The organism is Hanstruepera sp. CR43 (genome assembly GCF_055227665.1).
Genome location: NZ_CP200078.1, coordinates 2,555,800 through 2,572,552, shown reverse-complemented (window position 1 = coordinate 2,572,552; position 16,753 = coordinate 2,555,800). Strand labels below are relative to the sequence as shown.

13 protein-coding genes are annotated in these 16,753 nt (G+C 36.1%); 8 read left to right on the top strand and 5 right to left on the bottom strand.

The window, feature by feature from the left end:
• Positions 1-8 precede the first annotated feature (8 nt).
• The 3 genes from fusA to rpsL are packed head-to-tail and all read right to left on the bottom strand — an operon-like array spanning position 9 to position 3,019.
• Positions 9-2,138 carry an elongation factor G gene (gene fusA / locus ACKXGU_RS11735; protein WP_463465499.1) on the bottom strand — a complete coding sequence of 710 codons (2,130 nt, stop codon included), beginning with the start codon at positions 2,136-2,138 and terminating at the stop codon, positions 9-11.
• 6 nt (positions 2,139-2,144) lie between these two features.
• Entirely contained in the window at positions 2,145-2,621 is a 477-nt protein-coding gene (rpsG, locus tag ACKXGU_RS11730; protein ID WP_463465498.1) for a 30S ribosomal protein S7, read from the bottom strand.
• A gap of 23 nt (positions 2,622-2,644) precedes the next feature.
• Positions 2,645-3,019, bottom strand: coding sequence for a 30S ribosomal protein S12 (gene rpsL, locus ACKXGU_RS11725; protein ID WP_006795815.1), 375 nt, complete (start codon positions 3,017-3,019; stop codon positions 2,645-2,647).
• Between the two features lie 177 nt (positions 3,020-3,196).
• On the opposite strand from rpsL, the gene ACKXGU_RS11720 reads away from it, so the two are divergent.
• The 7 genes from ACKXGU_RS11720 to rlmB all read left to right on the top strand — a co-directional run bounded on the left by ACKXGU_RS11720 (position 3,197) and on the right by rlmB (position 13,834).
• Complete coding sequence (locus ACKXGU_RS11720) at positions 3,197-4,894, top strand: POTRA domain-containing protein (protein ID WP_463465497.1); 1,698 nt, start codon at positions 3,197-3,199, stop codon at positions 4,892-4,894.
• A 121-nt stretch (positions 4,895-5,015) separates the two neighbouring features.
• Positions 5,016-8,120, top strand: a complete 3,105-nt coding sequence (locus tag ACKXGU_RS11715) for a SusC/RagA family TonB-linked outer membrane protein (RefSeq protein WP_463465496.1) — start codon at positions 5,016-5,018, stop codon at positions 8,118-8,120.
• 11 nt (positions 8,121-8,131) lie between these two features.
• Positions 8,132-9,640, top strand: a complete 1,509-nt coding sequence (locus tag ACKXGU_RS11710) for a SusD/RagB family nutrient-binding outer membrane lipoprotein (RefSeq protein WP_463465495.1) — start codon at positions 8,132-8,134, stop codon at positions 9,638-9,640.
• Positions 9,641-9,659: 19 nt separating this feature from the next.
• Positions 9,660-10,469: a hypothetical protein gene (locus ACKXGU_RS11705; RefSeq protein WP_463465494.1), complete on the top strand. Its 810-nt coding sequence runs from the start codon at positions 9,660-9,662 to the stop codon at positions 10,467-10,469.
• Positions 10,470-10,493: 24 nt separating this feature from the next.
• The gene (locus tag ACKXGU_RS11700) at positions 10,494-11,306 is read left to right on the top strand and encodes a hypothetical protein (protein WP_463465493.1); all 813 of its coding nucleotides are present in this window, start codon (positions 10,494-10,496) and stop codon (positions 11,304-11,306) included.
• A gap of 111 nt (positions 11,307-11,417) precedes the next feature.
• Positions 11,418-13,040, top strand: coding sequence for an aryl-sulfate sulfotransferase (locus tag ACKXGU_RS11695; protein WP_463465492.1), 1,623 nt, complete (start codon positions 11,418-11,420; stop codon positions 13,038-13,040).
• Between the two features lie 59 nt (positions 13,041-13,099).
• Positions 13,100-13,834: a 23S rRNA (guanosine(2251)-2'-O)-methyltransferase RlmB gene (rlmB, locus tag ACKXGU_RS11690; RefSeq protein WP_463465491.1), complete on the top strand. Its 735-nt coding sequence runs from the start codon at positions 13,100-13,102 to the stop codon at positions 13,832-13,834.
• Here rlmB and ACKXGU_RS11685 read toward each other — a convergent pair.
• The gene (locus ACKXGU_RS11685; protein WP_463465490.1) at positions 13,831-14,568 is read right to left on the bottom strand and encodes a rhomboid family intramembrane serine protease; all 738 of its coding nucleotides are present in this window, start codon (positions 14,566-14,568) and stop codon (positions 13,831-13,833) included. The genes rlmB and ACKXGU_RS11685 overlap by 4 nt on opposite strands.
• 131 nt (positions 14,569-14,699) lie before the next feature.
• Between ACKXGU_RS11685 and ACKXGU_RS11680 the strand changes: the two genes are divergently transcribed.
• Positions 14,700-15,977, top strand: a complete 1,278-nt coding sequence (locus ACKXGU_RS11680) for a replication-associated recombination protein A (protein ID WP_463465489.1) — start codon at positions 14,700-14,702, stop codon at positions 15,975-15,977.
• On the opposite strand, the gene ACKXGU_RS11675 is transcribed toward ACKXGU_RS11680, so the two are convergent.
• Positions 15,974-16,726: a hypothetical protein gene (locus ACKXGU_RS11675; RefSeq protein ID WP_463465488.1), complete on the bottom strand. Its 753-nt coding sequence runs from the start codon at positions 16,724-16,726 to the stop codon at positions 15,974-15,976. The genes ACKXGU_RS11680 and ACKXGU_RS11675 overlap by 4 nt on opposite strands.
• Between the last annotated feature and the right edge of the window lie 27 nt (positions 16,727-16,753).

Sequence of the window (16,753 nt, the reverse complement as noted above, 5' to 3'; positions counted from 1 at the left end):
CTTAAGATTTAAGCTTCAACTCCTTTAGCTGCCTTAATCACTTCTTCAGATATGTTTGAAGGTGTTTCAGCATAATGTGAAAATTCCATTGTTGATGTTGCTCTACCAGAAGAAAGAGTACGCAACGCTGTTACATAACCAAACATTTCTGATAACGGCACATTTGCCTTAACAACTTTTGAACCTGCTCTGTCGCTCATGTCGTTAACTTGACCACGACGACGGTTAAGGTCACCTACAATATCTCCCATATTTTCTTCAGGAGTAAGTACTTCTAATTTCATGATAGGCTCCATGATTACGGCTTTTGCAGCTCTTGCAGCAGCTTTAAATCCTAATTTTGCAGCCAATTCGAATGACAATTGATCTGAATCCACATCGTGGTAAGAACCATCCGTTAATGTTACTTTCATAGCATCAACTTCGTATCCTGCCAATGGACCATTGACCATAGCCATAGTAAATCCTTTTTCTATAGAAGGGATAAATTCTTTTGGAACGTTACCACCTTTAATTTCTGAAACGAATTCAAGACCTTGTTTTCCTTCTTCAGCAGGCTCCAATGTAAATACAATATCAGCAAATTTACCGCGTCCACCAGATTGTTTCTTATAAACTTCTCTGTGTTCAGCACGTTGTGTAATAGCTTCTTTGTACTCTACTTGAGGTTGTCCTTGGTTTACTTCAACCTTAAACTCACGCTTCAAACGGTCAACAATAATATCTAAATGAAGCTCACCCATTCCAGAAATGATGGTCTGTCCTGAAGCTTCGTCTGTTCTTACAGTAAATGTTGGATCTTCTTCAGCTAATTTAGCCAAAGCCATACCCAATTTATCAACATCAGCTTTTGTTTTAGGCTCAACTGCAATACCAATTACTGGATCAGGGAAATCCATACTTTCCAATACGATTGGGTGTTTCTCATCTGACATGGTATCACCAGTCTTGATATCCTTAAATCCAACTGCCGCTCCAATATCACCAGCTTCGATATATTCGATAGCATTTTGCTTGTTTGAGTGCATTTGGTAGATACGAGAAATACGCTCTTTCTTACCTGAACGGTTATTTAATATATAAGAACCGGCATCTAAACGTCCTGAATAGGCACGGAAGAAAGCCAAACGACCTACGAATGGGTCAGTAGCAATCTTAAATGCCAATGCAGAGAAAGGCGCAGTAACATCCGGCTTACGCACTTCATCAGCACCAGTATCTGGGTTAGTACCCACAATATTATCTCTATCTACAGGCGATGGTAAATAACGGCAAACAGCATCCAATAAAAACTGCACACCTTTATTCTTGAATGACGAACCACAAATCATTGGAATGATTGCCATATCCATAACCGCTGCACGTAATGCCGCGTGGATTTCGTCTTCAGTGATTGAGTCTTCATCTTCCATGAACTTCTCTAAAAGGTTTTCATCATAAGTGGCAACCTCTTCGATAAGTAACGCTCTGTATTTTTTAGCCTCAGCTTTTAAATCATCTGGAATTTCGATAACATCAAAAGTTGCCCCTTGCGTATCTTCATGCCATACAATAGCTCTGTTTTTTACTAAATCAACAATACCTTTAAAGTCAGCTTCGTCACCAATGTTCAATACAATTGGAACAGCGTTTGACTTCAACATATCTTTAACCTGTTGGCAAACAGCCATAAAGTTTGATCCCTGACGGTCCATTTTATTAACGAAACCTATTCTTGGAACTTTATAGTTATCAGCCAATCTCCAGTTAGTTTCAGATTGTGGTTCAACACCATCAACCGCACTAAATAAAAATACCAATCCATCCAATACACGTAAAGAACGGTTTACTTCCACCGTAAAATCAACGTGACCTGGAGTATCGATAATGTTAAAGTGATATCCTTTTGTTTCAGGAGTTGGTTGCGCGTTCTCTAATGGAAACTGCCATGTACAAGTTGTAGCAGCAGAAGTAATGGTAATCCCTCTTTCTTGCTCTTGTTCCATCCAGTCCATTGTAGCCGCTCCATCATGTACTTCACCAATTTTGTGAGATACACCTGTATAGAAAAGGATACGCTCTGTAGTTGTTGTTTTTCCTGCATCAATATGTGCAGCAATACCTATGTTTCTTGTATATTTTAAATCTCTTTGTGCCATCCTAAATTAAAATCTAAAGTGTGAGAATGCTTTGTTTGCTTCTGCCATCTTGTGAGTATCAACTCTTTTCTTAACAGCAGCTCCTTCTTCTTTAGCAGCAGCTAAAATTTCTGCAGCTAATTTTTGAGCCATAGATTTTTCGTTTCTTTTGCGTGAATAGCCAATTAACCATTTCATTGCTGTTGAAACTTTACGGTCTGGACGAATTTGCATTGGAATTTGGAATGTAGCACCACCAACACGACGACTACGTACTTCTACGTGAGGCATCACATTTGATAACGCATCTTTCCAAAGCTCTAAAGCTGTTTTTTCGTCATCTGTTTTCTTTTGATCTACGATATCAATAGCATCGTAAAACACTTTAAAAGCTACAGACTTTTTACCATCCCACATCATCATATTAACAAAACGCGTTACTAACTGGTCGTTAAAACGTGGATCTGGCAAAAGCGGTCTTTTTTTCGCTTGTCTTTTTCTCATGTCTTCTTCTTAAAGTTTTTTAATTACTTCTTAGGGCGTTTTGCACCATATTTAGATCTACGTTGTGTTCTACCTGCAACACCTGCTGTGTCTAAGGCACCACGAACAATGTGATATCTAACTCCTGGCAAATCTTTTACCCTTCCACCTCTAACCAATACTATCGAGTGTTCTTGTAGATTATGACCTTCACCTGGGATGTAAGCGTTCACCTCTTTACCATTAGTTAACCTTACCCTTGCAACTTTACGCATTGCCGAGTTTGGTTTCTTTGGTGTTGTAGTGTAAACACGCGTACAAACCCCACGTCTTTGTGGACACGAATCTAAAGCAGCCGATTTACTCTTCTTGGTTATTTTGGCTCTTCCTTTTCGTACTAATTGTGAAATTGTTGGCATATATTTCTATATAATTTTTGTTTAACCTCACTTTTGAGGGCTGCAAAGGTAGAAATTAATTTTAATTTTTCAAATGTTAATAGATTAATTTTCAAGGGAAACTAAAAATCGATTCCTTTAGCATACAAACACATAACTTTTTACGTTAATTTTACACAGCAAACCTAAAATGATAACGTGCGAAAATCACTTCTTTTACTCCTTATTATATATATAGGTTTTTCTTTGGGACTCATTGGTCAAAATTTACAGTTAAAAATCATTGGTAGTAGCGAAGCTGAAACATTTATCATAGACTCTTTAAATTACCGAAAATCACACCAAGACTTTCAGTCGATAGAAAATGAGATAAATGACTTAAAAAAAAGAATCGAAACATTAGGGTATATTGAAAGTAATCAAGTTCCAATTGCAAGAGCTAATGACTCCCTCTTTAAAACAACCATAATGCTTGGGCCAAAATACAAGTCAATCGAAATTCACTACAATTCCGAATTAGTATCCAAGAATATCATTGAAGCGATTACAAAAACCGTAACGGATAGTACTTTTATCATTCCTTTTCACTCTATAGAACAGTCGTTGGAATTTATTAATCTGAAATTATCAGAAAAGGGATTCCCCTTCAACGAAATAACCCTGTCAGAAATTAAAAAGGTTGGTGAAGATCAATTAGTGGCCAAACTGATTTCAGGAAAAATCGATTATCAAAGAACCATTGACAAAATAATCGTCAAAGGCTATGAGAAATTTCCAAAATCCTATTTAAAACATTATCTGAAATTACGAACAGGAAATACGCTTAACCTAACCGAAATAAAAACCAAGGCAAAAAACCTGCAGGATTTACAGTTTGCCAATCAAATCAAAGAACCAGAAATTCTATTTAGTAAAGACTCTACCATATTATATATATATGTAGAAAAAAATCGCAGTAATAGCTTTGATGGTTTTTTGGGGTTTGGTACCAATGAGGAAAGTGGCAACCTTGAATTTAATGGCTACTTGAATTTGGATCTTGTAAACAATCTGAACTTTGGCGAAACACTATCCCTTATTTACAAAAGTGATGAGAACGACCAAAAAACATTTAATGCTCGCTTGACATTACCTTACTTATTTAACACACCTATTGGAACGGAGTTTGAATTACGGATTTTCAAAAAAGATTCTTCCTTTACAACGGCCAACCAAAATCTTCGGATATTCTACCAAATGAATTCAAAGCATCGATTTTCAGTTGGGTTGAAATCGGCGAAATCCAATAATCTTTTAAAAAACGAAACCTTTGACCCGAATATAAAAGATTACACAGTCAATTTATATAATGTAAGGTATGAGTTTTTATTACGACAAAATGAGAGTAGACTTTTTCGTAAAAATGCATTCATAGACTTTGAAGTTGGATTTGGCAATCGAAAATTGCCCGACACAAAAACCAACCAGGTCCAATTTGTTTTGGATGCCTTTAAAATTTTCAATTTAAACAACAGGAACAGTATCTTTTTGCGCTCGCAAGGGTTTAGTTTAATTTCAGATAATTATCTTGAAAATGAACTGGTTCGTTTTGGCGGCATAAATTCGATTCGTGGTTTTAATGAAAACAGCTTAAGCGCTTCATTTTACACACTTCTAAATACAGAATATCGTTATCAGTTAAGCGAAAGTATCTATGCCCATTCCATAATTGATATTGCATACCTTGAGAATGATTTAATAAACCAAAAAGAAAAGCTTTACAGTTTTGGTATTGGGTTTGGTCTTTTAACAAAAGCAGGGCTTTTGCGTTTCAACTATGCCAATGGAAAAACAGAAAACCAAAGTTTCAAGTTTTCCAACTCACAAATCCATTTGAGCTTGACTGCAATTTTTTAGGTATAATAACCTCTTAAAAGCTTTTTTTTTGAAAAAAAAATGAAAATTTTAACCAATAATTATTGTTTAATTAACTTTTTATTATGATTTTTGGCGTAGACTAATTCAAATAAAATATAAAATGAAAACAAAGTTTAGTGGAATTTTAACGCTATTCCTAGCGTTTGTTGTGCAACTTACGTTCGCACAAGAAAAAACAATTTCAGGAACTATTTCCGATGAAAACGGATTGCCGCTCCCTGGAGTTAATATTATTGTAAAAGGTACAACAACTGGTACTCAGACAGATTTTGATGGTAACTACTCCATCACTGCCAATACCGGAGATGTTCTATCTTATTCCTTTTTAGGTTACACCACAAAAGAAATGACTATTGGTGCAGCCAGCAACATTAGCTTTGCAATGGAAGTTGATAGCGAGGCTTTAGAGGAAGTTGTTGTAACAGCTCTTGGTATCAAAAGAAAGAAAGACGAGATAACAACAGCTTACCAAGAAGTTAACACTGAAGCACTTGTTAAAGCTAACAACCCAGATGTTGTAAACAGTTTATCTGGTAAGGTAACTGGTCTTCAAATTACACAAAACAGTAATGGTGTAAACGGTGGAACACGTATCGTATTGCGTGGTAACCGTTCTATTTCTGGAAACAACCAAGCTTTAGTTGTTATTGATGGTGCAATTTCTAGTACAACGTTTCTTAACGCTTTAGATCCAAATACTATTGAGTCTATCAACGTTATTAAAGGTGCAGCTGGTTCGGCCTTATATGGTTCTCAAGGTTCCAACGGTGCGATTGTAGTTACTACTAAAAAAGCTACTGGAAATGAAAAGATGACTTTGCAGATTTTCAGTTCATTGGATTTTGAATCAGTTCACTATGTACCTGAAAAGCAAACGCGTTATGGACAAGGCTGGGATTTAGGTAACGGCTTTGAAAACGTAGTTTATGAAAATGGTGGTTGGGGACCTGAATTTGATGGTCAAATGGTTCCTGTAGGTTTACCACAAGCTGATGGAACTTTCATCATGGCGCCATACTCTTCAAGAGGTAGTGACCATATGAAAGAATTTTTCCAAACTGGTTTAACAAGACAAAACTCATTTTCACTTTCTGCAGGTGATGCTGATGGCTACTTTAACTTAAGCGGTAGAAATGTAAATACTGAGTTCGTTATCGCCAATGATACTCGTAAAAGAAATACTTTCACTTTAAATGCAGGTAAGACTTTAGGAAAATGGTCTGCAAGTGCTAATGTTTTATACACTAACACATCTGCATCTGCTCACAATGGTGATTTATATACGCAGTTAATTCAAACACCTACAAACGTGCCAATTAGACAATTTGAGTATTCAGGTAACGAAGGTCACTGGAATGCTTATTTTACAAACCCTTATTGGAACCGTGATAACCAAAGAGCTGATACAGAATCAAACAATATCAGTATGACTGGTGACTTACAGTACGCTGTTAATGATAACATTTCTGTAAAGTTATTAAGTAACGCGCGTATTAATGACGCATCTGGTCTTGCTTACCAGAATGAGTATGTTGAGCCACAAGAGATTATTAGTAACACTGGTGCAAATAGATCTTTGGCATCTAATTTCTCTTATTCTAACTCAAGAAGTAGTCAATACTATACGGATTTATTCGTGAACTTTGATTATATGTTAACTGATGATATTTCGTTTGGTGCTGTAATAGGTGCTAACAACCAATACTTCAAAAGTAGTTTTGCTAGAGTTGGTGGTGTTGGTCTAACTATTCCAGGTATCTACAATTCAGGATTCTTAAATAATGGTTTTTCTGATGGAACAACTACTGACGACAGACGTTCTAGTTCTAGAATTGGTGTTTTTGCCAATGTGGATTTAGGTTATAAGGATTTCTTATTCTTAAACTTAACAGGAAGAAATGACTGGTCTTCTACATTAGCTAAATCAAATCAATCATTCTTCTATCCTTCTGCTAGTTTATCTTTCATCCCAACCAAGGCATTTGATAATTTTGGTGGTGATGTGTTAAACTACATGAAATTAACAGCATCTTACGTAAAAGTAGGTAACGATGGTGGTATTGGTGCATATGCAATCCAACAAGTATATAATGGAGCCGGTGGTTTCCCACTAGGTGGTCAAAACTCTTTTGTGGCTGACCAAACACAAACTGACCCATTATTAACGCCTGAGTTTACAACTACTTTTGAAGCAGGTCTTAATTTAGGATTCTTTAGAGACAGACTTACTTTAGATGCCAGTTACCAAGCTTTTAATACAACCGATCAAATTACCAATATTGGTACATCGGCTGCATCTGGTTTGAGCAGAGCAACTATCAACGTTGGTGAAACAAAAGGTGTTGCTTACGAAATTGATTTAGGTGTTAAAGTTATCAAAACTGATGACATCAAATGGGATGTAAATATTGGTTATTATGCTTCAGACAACGAAGTTGTTAAAGTATCTGATCAGGCATCTCAAGTATCTCTTGGTGGTTTCTTAGGTTATGCTGAAGTTTTCGCTATTGAAGGTGAAGCTTTCCCAGTAATCCAAACTAACTATTATGAGAGAGATGATCAAGGTCGTGTTATAATAGACGCAGCCAGTGGTAACCCAATTGAGGCATCTGGTCTTAAAATTGCTGGAAGAACAACTCCTAAGTATACGGTGAACTTAAATACATCATTTACTTATAAAAGCTTTACGCTTCAAGCAACTATGGATTACAGAACAGGTCACGTATTCTATTCTGATACGAAATCAAACATGACATGGTCTGGCCACGCAGTTGAAACCGCTCAAGGTGGTCGAGGGGCATTTATTTTCCCTAATTCAGCTATCGAAGATCCTAACAACCCAGGAAGTTACATTGCTAACACAACGGTTCCTTCTGGTGGTACTAATGCAGGATCATTCATTAACTTCTTCAACCAATATAGAGGTATTGGAGAAAACCATGTTATAGATGCTACAGCGTTTAAGGTTCGTGAATTATCATTACGTTATGATATGAACAAAGATTTATTAAGAAATACTTTTATTACAGGTGTTAGTGTGAGTGCTACTGCTAGAAACCCAATCGTCATCTTACCATCTGAAAACAGAGGTTACAACGATCCAGAATCTGGTTTCTCAACTGGTAACGCTCAGGGTATTACAACACAAGCTGGTAACTATCCTCCAACAAGAACATTTGGTTTAGGTGTTAACTTAACTTTTTAAAAAAAATAATTATGAAAAAATATATTAATAAAACAATTTTATTACTAGCATTAGCGGTTGCGGTATTTTCATGTGAAAGCACATTGGATATTAACGAATCTCAAGTTGATGCTACTGTAGATGTTGTTACACCTGATTTATTATTGGCTGGTGCTATTACAGCGCCAAGAGCACAATTTTCAGTAACAACGAGCGAATTAGGAAGTATTTGGATGAACCAATGGGGACCAGATGTTAACAATGTAACAGGTGGTATGCTAGATGAGTTCAGATTGAATGTCACTCAAAACTTCTACACGTCTATCTGGCAAAACCTTTACAGAGGAATGGGTACTTATCAATCTATAATTACTTATGATGGTGAAGGTTATGATAACCACAAGGCGGTTGCCAGAATCCTGAAGTCTTACTACTTTCAGTATTTAGTAGATATTTATGGAGACTGTCCATATTCTGAAGCTTTACAATTTGGTGAAAATTTTACACCAGCTTATGATGATGACATGGCTATTTACCGTGCATTGATTGAGGATATTGACGGTGCCCTTGCAACTTTAACTGCTGCTGAAAACAACAATAACCCTTTAGGAACTGAAGATATTGTTTTTGGAGGTGACTTATCAAGTTGGGTGAAATTTGCCAATACATTGAAATTACGTATTTTAATGCGTGAGTCTGAATTATCTTCTAGTTCAACTTATTTGGCTGAACAATTTGCAGCTTTAGATCAAAACTTCTTGACTTCAGATGCATTAATTGATCCTCCTTACGAAAATGCACCAGGAAAACAAGAGCCTTTCTTCGCTAATTACGGTCAAGATACTGAAGGTGTTGATACATTCGATAATGATTATATCGTACCTTCTGATTACATGGCTAAGTTTTTACAAGGTGATGTAACTGAAAATGGTATCTCTACAGGTGTTGAAGATCCACGTATTTTACGCTTGTTTAGACCAATTCCAGGAGCAAGTGGTGCTAGTGGCGTTGTTGGAGTACAACAAGGTGCAACTAATACTACGGCTCCTCCAGAATTATCTGAATTAGGACCTGGATTATTAGTAGGTTCTTCACAACCTAACGCACTATTCACAGCTGCAGAAAGCTATTTCTTACAAGCTGAAGCGGCTCACCGTGGTTGGATTTCAGGAGATGCTCAATCATTTTTCCACAATGGTATAACAGCATCTTTCAACAGATTAGGTGCTTCAGGTGCTGCTGCTTATATTACAGCTAGTGAAAATGTTAATTTAATTGGATGGACTGGTTCTTCTAATAAAATTGAAGCTATTATGACTCAAAAATGGATTGCGTTATGTGGTTACAATGCTATTGAATCTTGGATTGATTTTACAAGAACAGGATACCCTAATGTACCATTATCTATTATAGCTGAACAGCCTGCTAGACCTGTTAGATTATTATATCCTGCATCTGAATATTCAACGAATTCGGCAAACGTTCCAAGTCAATCAGCATCTGATGCTTTTACAGATAACATTTTCTGGGACGCTAACTAAAATAAAAAAATTGATAATTATGAAAAATTTAAGAAAACTATTTGTTCTACTAATTTTGCCACTTTTGTCTGTGTCATGTATAGTAGACGATGAAAACGACAACGGGTTCCAATCGAGCCCTTACACACTAGGTTTTGCTAGATCTTCTACTCTTGAGAGTTATTTTGAGGACGTAGGAGCAGTGAACATTGATATTACAGTTAATATTCTTGGTGGTAATTCAGGTATTGCACTTCCTAACAACGTGGATGTGAATTATGCTGTTGATCCTTCAAGTACAGCAACAGAAGGTAACGAATTTACGCTTTTAGGAAATTCATTTACTATTGAGTCTGGTAGCTCATTTGGATTTTTACCATTACAAATTAATACGGGAGGTTTAGATCCAGACCAACCAACGACTTTAGTTTTAAAATTAACTTCTGCTAGTGGTGCGTCCGTATCATCGATCAATGATACCTATACTATTACGTTTGTAGGATGTCAATCAGATCATGCTGGACCATACACTTGTGCTCAAACTATTGACGGTGGACGTCCTAATACAAATATCTTTGAATTAGCGCCTAACACTTACAGAATTGAATCAATGCCTTATATTGCATTTGGTGGTCTTGATGGGTCTCCAGCTTGGATTGATTTCACAAATGTTTGTGGTGATGTTAATTTTTCAGGTGATTGGGTAGCTGGTACTCTTGCAGAGGGAACTGGTTCAGTAGACGATGCTACGGGTATTATTAGTTTTGATTACTTAACAATCTATAACGGTAGTGCTCCAAGTTCAGGTATCTGGTTTGATTTAGGACCATCTGAATATGTACCTCAATAATTTTAACTCAAAACTTGATAGAAGATGAAAATAAATAAATTAAATATAAAATTACTTACAGTTGCATTAGGCTTAATTGCTTTCTCAAGCTGTACAGATGATGATTTAGATGGAATGGATACGCAACCAAAACCAGTTGCAACCACTACAACAACAAGTTTAACACTTTTGGAAGGTGAATCAGGTGTCATTCCATTTACTATTAGTCGTGCGATTAATAAAGTTTCTCAATTCAAAATAGTTGTACTTTCCGGTAATGCTGAACAAAATGTAGATTACACAGCAGGTGACGGAGATATGGATGCTGATACAGGTGTACCTCATGAAGGTTTCGAAATTACTGTTCCAGCTTATGCAACATCATTTGATATTCCTGTTGAAACAATTCGTGATTTAGATCAAACAGAAGGATCTGAAACAGTTCAATTACAAATTTCAGCTGCAGGTGTAAGAACTATCTTAACACCAGAGCCTTATTATGTTGTGAATTTGACTATTTTGGATTATGAATACTGTCCTTGGACTTTTGAAATGACTGACCTTTACGGCGATGGCTGGAATGGTGGTTATTTAGAAGTTATTTCTGAAGGTGTCACTAGAGAGTTCTATGCAATGGACGAAGATGGTGCAGTTAATGTTCCTGAAACAACTACTGTTGTAGTACAAATCTCTAAAGATGCTGATTTCACTATCAACTATGTTTCTGGTGGTGGAACTGGTGCTGGCCCAGGATGGGAAAGTGAGAATGTGTATACTATTACAGCTCCTGATGGAACTGAATACACTGATGGACCAATCCCTACAGAAGGGGAAGTGGTTTCTGGTACTTGTAATTAATAAATTCTTTACCATATTTAAAAAAACCGTCTCAATAGAGACGGTTTTTTTATTTTAAACCTTAAACTTTTAATGCTTATTAGTAATTTTGCATGTGCTAAAAATCATGAAATGAAATATACTTTTTTCCTTTTACTGTTCTATTATTCATTGAACAGCTTTACACAAAATACAGTCGGGGTTTTAACAAATAATGCTGAATCATATAATGGGTTAAGTTTGTTTGCACCCTTACACTCTACTGAAACCTATCTAATTAATAATTGCGGGGAAGTTGTTCATCAATGGTCAAGCAACTATAACCCTTCAGCTTCAGTTTACTTGTTAGAAAATGGCAATTTATTGCGAACAGGTCAAATTTCAAATAGCGACATTACATTTGGTGGTGTAGGTGGTAGAATTGAACTATTTGATTGGGATAATAACCTATTATGGTCTTTTAATTACTCTTCATCTACATTTTCTCAACATCACGACATCTATCCTCTTCCAAATGGCAATATTTTAATGTTAGCGGTGACAACTATGACTCAAGCAGAAGCGATTCAAGCAGGAAGAGACCCAGGTATGCTAACACAAAATAAATTATATAATGAGCAAATTTTAGAACTCGAACCTGTAGGAACCAATCAAGCAAATATTGTATGGGAGTGGAATATTAATGATCATTTAGTTCAAGATTTTGATGCTACCAAAGATAATTTTGGCGTAGTTGCTGATAACCCGGAATTGTTGGATATAAATTTTTTAAACAACAATAATGGGGAAGCTAATTGGCTACATATAAATTCCATTCAATATAATTCCACATTAGACCAAATTGTCATGAGTTCCAGAAGATTGAGTGAAATTTATATAATTGACCATTCTACAACAACTGAAGAGGCAGCCTCTCATGCAGGTGGTACTTATGCTAAAGGTGGCGATTTTTTATTCCGTTGGGGAAACCCGATAGCCTATGATAAAGGCACCATAAGTGATCAGACTCTTGATTCACAACATTATCCACATTGGATTGATGAAGGTTTAACGGATAGTGGCAAGTTATTAATATTCAATAATGGCAACGGCAGAGGATATTCTTCAATTGATTTAATTGATCCAGAAGAAAGTTCACCAGGTGTCTATAGTTATAATAATACCACTGGTTTTGAGCCAGCAACTGCTGAATGGACCTATACCAGTCCAAATCCTCCTGATTTCTTTTCAGCCATTCTATCCAGTGGTGAGAGACTACCCAACGGCAATACATTAATTTGTGATGGTGACTCAGGTTACTTCTTTGAAATAACACCATCAAATGAAATTGTATGGGAATACATCAATCCAAATACCGTAGGTGGTATTTTAACGCAAGGTCAAACAGCTAGCCAAAACAATGTCTTTCGAGTAAAAAAATTCTCCTATGACTACCCGGCTTTTACTGGCAGGGATTTAACACCTGGTGACCCAATTGAAATTAATCCTGATTTAAGTAATTGCACATTGTTGAGCATCGCTGATAACACTTTCAATGATGATTTAAAATTATACCCGAACCCTACTTCTGGTTTAATAAAGGTAGACTCCAAATCTAAAGTCGCTAAAATTGAAATTTATAATGCACTGGGGCAATTGATCAATACTGAAATTAGTAACAATCAAATTAATCTACAAAACTGTAGCAAGGGTATTTATCTGGCATTGATATATAATGAATCTGGTATGGTTTCCAGAAAAGTCATTAAAGAATAAAGCCAATATATTATATTAAACCACCTCAAAAAGAGGTGGTTTTTTTATACTTTTACACCATGCAAAACAACACACAGATATTTGGTTTAAGAGCTGTTATGGAAGCTATTAATTCTGGAGAAACCATAGAAAAAGTTTTTCTTCAAAAAGGGTTGCAAGGTGCCCTTGCTCAAGAATTGGAAGCCCTTTTAAAAACAGCAAATGTTAGTCACTCTTTTGTGCCAGTTGAAAAACTCAACCGATTGACAAATAAAAACCATCAAGGTGCTGTTGCTCAAATATCACCAATAGCATTCCATGATATTGACGAGCTTATTTTAAACGTCTTTGAATCTGGCCAAACCCCTTTGTTTTTATTACTTGACCAGATTAATGATGTCCGCAATTTTGGTGCTATAATCAGAACTGCTGAATGCACAGGTGTCCATGGCATTATCATACAGAAAAAAGGTAGTGCTCCCATAAATGGAGACACTATTAAAACAAGTGCCGGTGCCGTTTTTAAAATACCTATCTGTAAGGTTGATCATATTAAGGATGCCCTGTTTCATATGCAGGCTTCGGGTATTACAGTTATTGCCGCAACTGAAAAAACAGACCATACACTTTATCAAATAGATTTTACAGAACCCTGTGCCATTATTATGGGTTCTGAAGGACGTGGTATAAATCCTTCGGTATTAAAACTTGCTGATCACAAAGCTAAACTCCCTATTTTGGGTGAGATAGAATCGCTAAATGTTTCTGTGGCCTGTGGCGCTTTTCTCTATGAAGCCGTTAGACAACGCAATTAATCATTATCTTTTTTGTAGATATAATTGATCTTTGTGATTGTTTTATTCTCTTCCAGATCCTCCAATGTAGTTGTTTCTATAAAATTGCCGTTCTCATCAAAATGCTTCAGGAATTCATCTTCTTCTTCATTGTAATCTGCTTCTTCCCAACGATATTTTTTGGGTTTAGGCACATCTTTTTTAAATAATAACGCAAACAGGATACCAACCATCAATCCAGATAGATGTCCTTCCCAGGACATTCCCTGCTTAATTGGTAATACATACCAAACCATACTACCATAAAGAAATACCACCAACAATGATAATGCGATGAGACGATAATGTTTAGCGATTATTCCTTTAAAAAATAAAAAGCTCACTAAAACATAAATCAATCCACTTGCGCCTATATGATAGGATGGCCTTCCAATTATCCATGTCAATAATCCAGACAATAAAATACCAAAAAACAATATTTTCCAGGCTATAGACCTATAGAAATAAAAAAGCCCTGCAGATAAAACAAATAAAGGAATAGTGTTGTGATATAAATGCTCTATTCCTGAATGAATAAACGGACTAAACAGAATACCTCTTAATCCACTTATTCGATGAGGATAAATTCCAAATTCTGTAAAATCATAGCCAAATCGTATTTCAAACCAAAATACCAGCCATAATACTAAAACAAATAGCAATGGATAAACTATTACGCCATTTGTGAATTTGAACTGTTCTTGTGTCTTGCTCATATAACAATGTACTTACAAAATACAAACCAAACTAAATATAGCTGATAAATTGTCATTCTCTTCAATTAAAACTCCTTAAAGTCATTGCAGGAATTCTCAATTTATTGACCATAAATGGTTAATTTTACATCATGAACGAACCTTTGGCAGAACGCTTAAGACCCAAGACATTGGATGACTACATTAGTCAAAGCCACATTGTTGGGCCTAACGGGAGTTTGACTAAACAAATTCAATCGGGTATTATTCCCTCCATGATTTTTTGGGGTCCGCCAGGTGTTGGCAAAACAACCCTTGCCAATATTATAGCCCATGAATCTGAAAGACCATTTTACACATTAAGTGCCATAAACTCCGGTGTTAAAGATGTCAGGGATGTCATTGACAAGGCAAAAAAATCTGGGGGCCTGTTTACAACCAAAAACCCTATCCTGTTCATTGATGAAATTCACAGGTTTAGTAAATCACAACAGGATTCCCTTTTGCAAGCTGTTGAAAAAGGATGGGTTACTCTAATTGGTGCCACAACAGAAAACCCAAGTTTCGAGGTTATTTCTGCTCTTTTATCACGATGCCAAGTGTATATTTTGAATTCATTTGACAAAAACGATTTAGAGGCACTTTTAAAGCGTGCCATCAAAAAAGATGACATCTTATCCAAAAAAAATATAAAACTCAAAGAAACCGATGCCATATTACGTCTTTCTGGAGGAGATGCCAGAAAATTGTTGAATATTTTTGAGCTTTTGGTGAATTCAGAGTCAAAAGATACCATCACTATCACGAATGACCTCGTTTCCAAACATGTTCAAAATAATATGGTTCGTTATGACAAAACTGGCGAGCAACATTACGATATTATTTCGGCATTGATAAAATCTATTCGCGGTAGTGATCCCAATGCGGCCGTTTATTATTTGGCTCGAATGATTGAAGGCGGTGAGGACGTCAAGTTTATAGCAAGACGTTTACTCATTTTGGCCAGTGAAGATATTGGCAATGCGAACCCTACTGCTTTGGTAATTGCGAATAATACGTTTCAAGCTGTTTCGACAATTGGATACCCGGAATCACGAATTATTTTAAGTCAGTGTGTTACTTATCTGGCCTGTTCGCCTAAGAGTAATGCCTCATATCAAGCTATCAATAACGCGCAAAAATTGGTTAGACAGACAGGTGATTTGAGTGTGCCTCTGGAAATACGAAATGCACCAACCAAATTGATGAAAGAATTGGGTTATGGCGATAATTATCAATATGCCCATAACTATGATGACAATTTTGCCAATCAGGAATTTATGCCAGAACCTATCAAAGGGACTACGCTCTACGAACCAGGCAACAACAGTCGGGAAATAGCGCAACGGGAATTTCTAAAAAAGCGATGGAAAGACAAGTATGGATATTAAAATTTAATATTTAAAGTCTTAACCTGTAAGTCGTCTCCAATTGTTTCAGCAATGACCCAGGTGCCATCCAATTTATATACGGTTGCATCTCTGCCTTTTACCATAAAAAAATCCTTTTTCCCTGAAAAAATTAATGTGTAAATAATCTTCGGCGTGCTATCTACCAATTGGTATCCATTATTTACGGGTTGGGCGTATAGTACTTGAGATTCCATATCATCAGCGGAGTTTCCTTGAGACAAATCAACCGGTTGATTAATATTCGAATTAGTTGCTATATGCACAGTTTCAGCTACAGTTTCATTCGGGCTGGCGGGTTTGTAATGATAGTTCAAAGACTTCAACGATTCGAAAGCTTCCCGTAAGGCCAGATTATAGGCAACTTTTAGTTTTTTTTCCCGAGATTCTCCTATACCAGATGTATAGATAACTTGTTTTCTGCAATCTATAAGTTCAAATGAGATTTTAGTTTTAAAAATTCCTGGATCTTTGATGAAATTTGCGTTGAGTGCCAAACAGCCATTTTTTATAAGTTCATTAGGTAAAGGCTCATTATCAAGAATAGCAACAAAACCATATTTACCAAACAAATATTTTGACAATGAACTTAATTGATACTCATCGGGTTCCTTCATAAAGTCAAACGTTTCAGGGACTATGACATATTTATAATGATTGATGTTTTCTTGAGCATCAATTGAAAAACTCAACAACATCATTGAAATAACTAAAGATATTTTTCTTAACATAATGCTTGTTATTACAAAGTGTAAAGA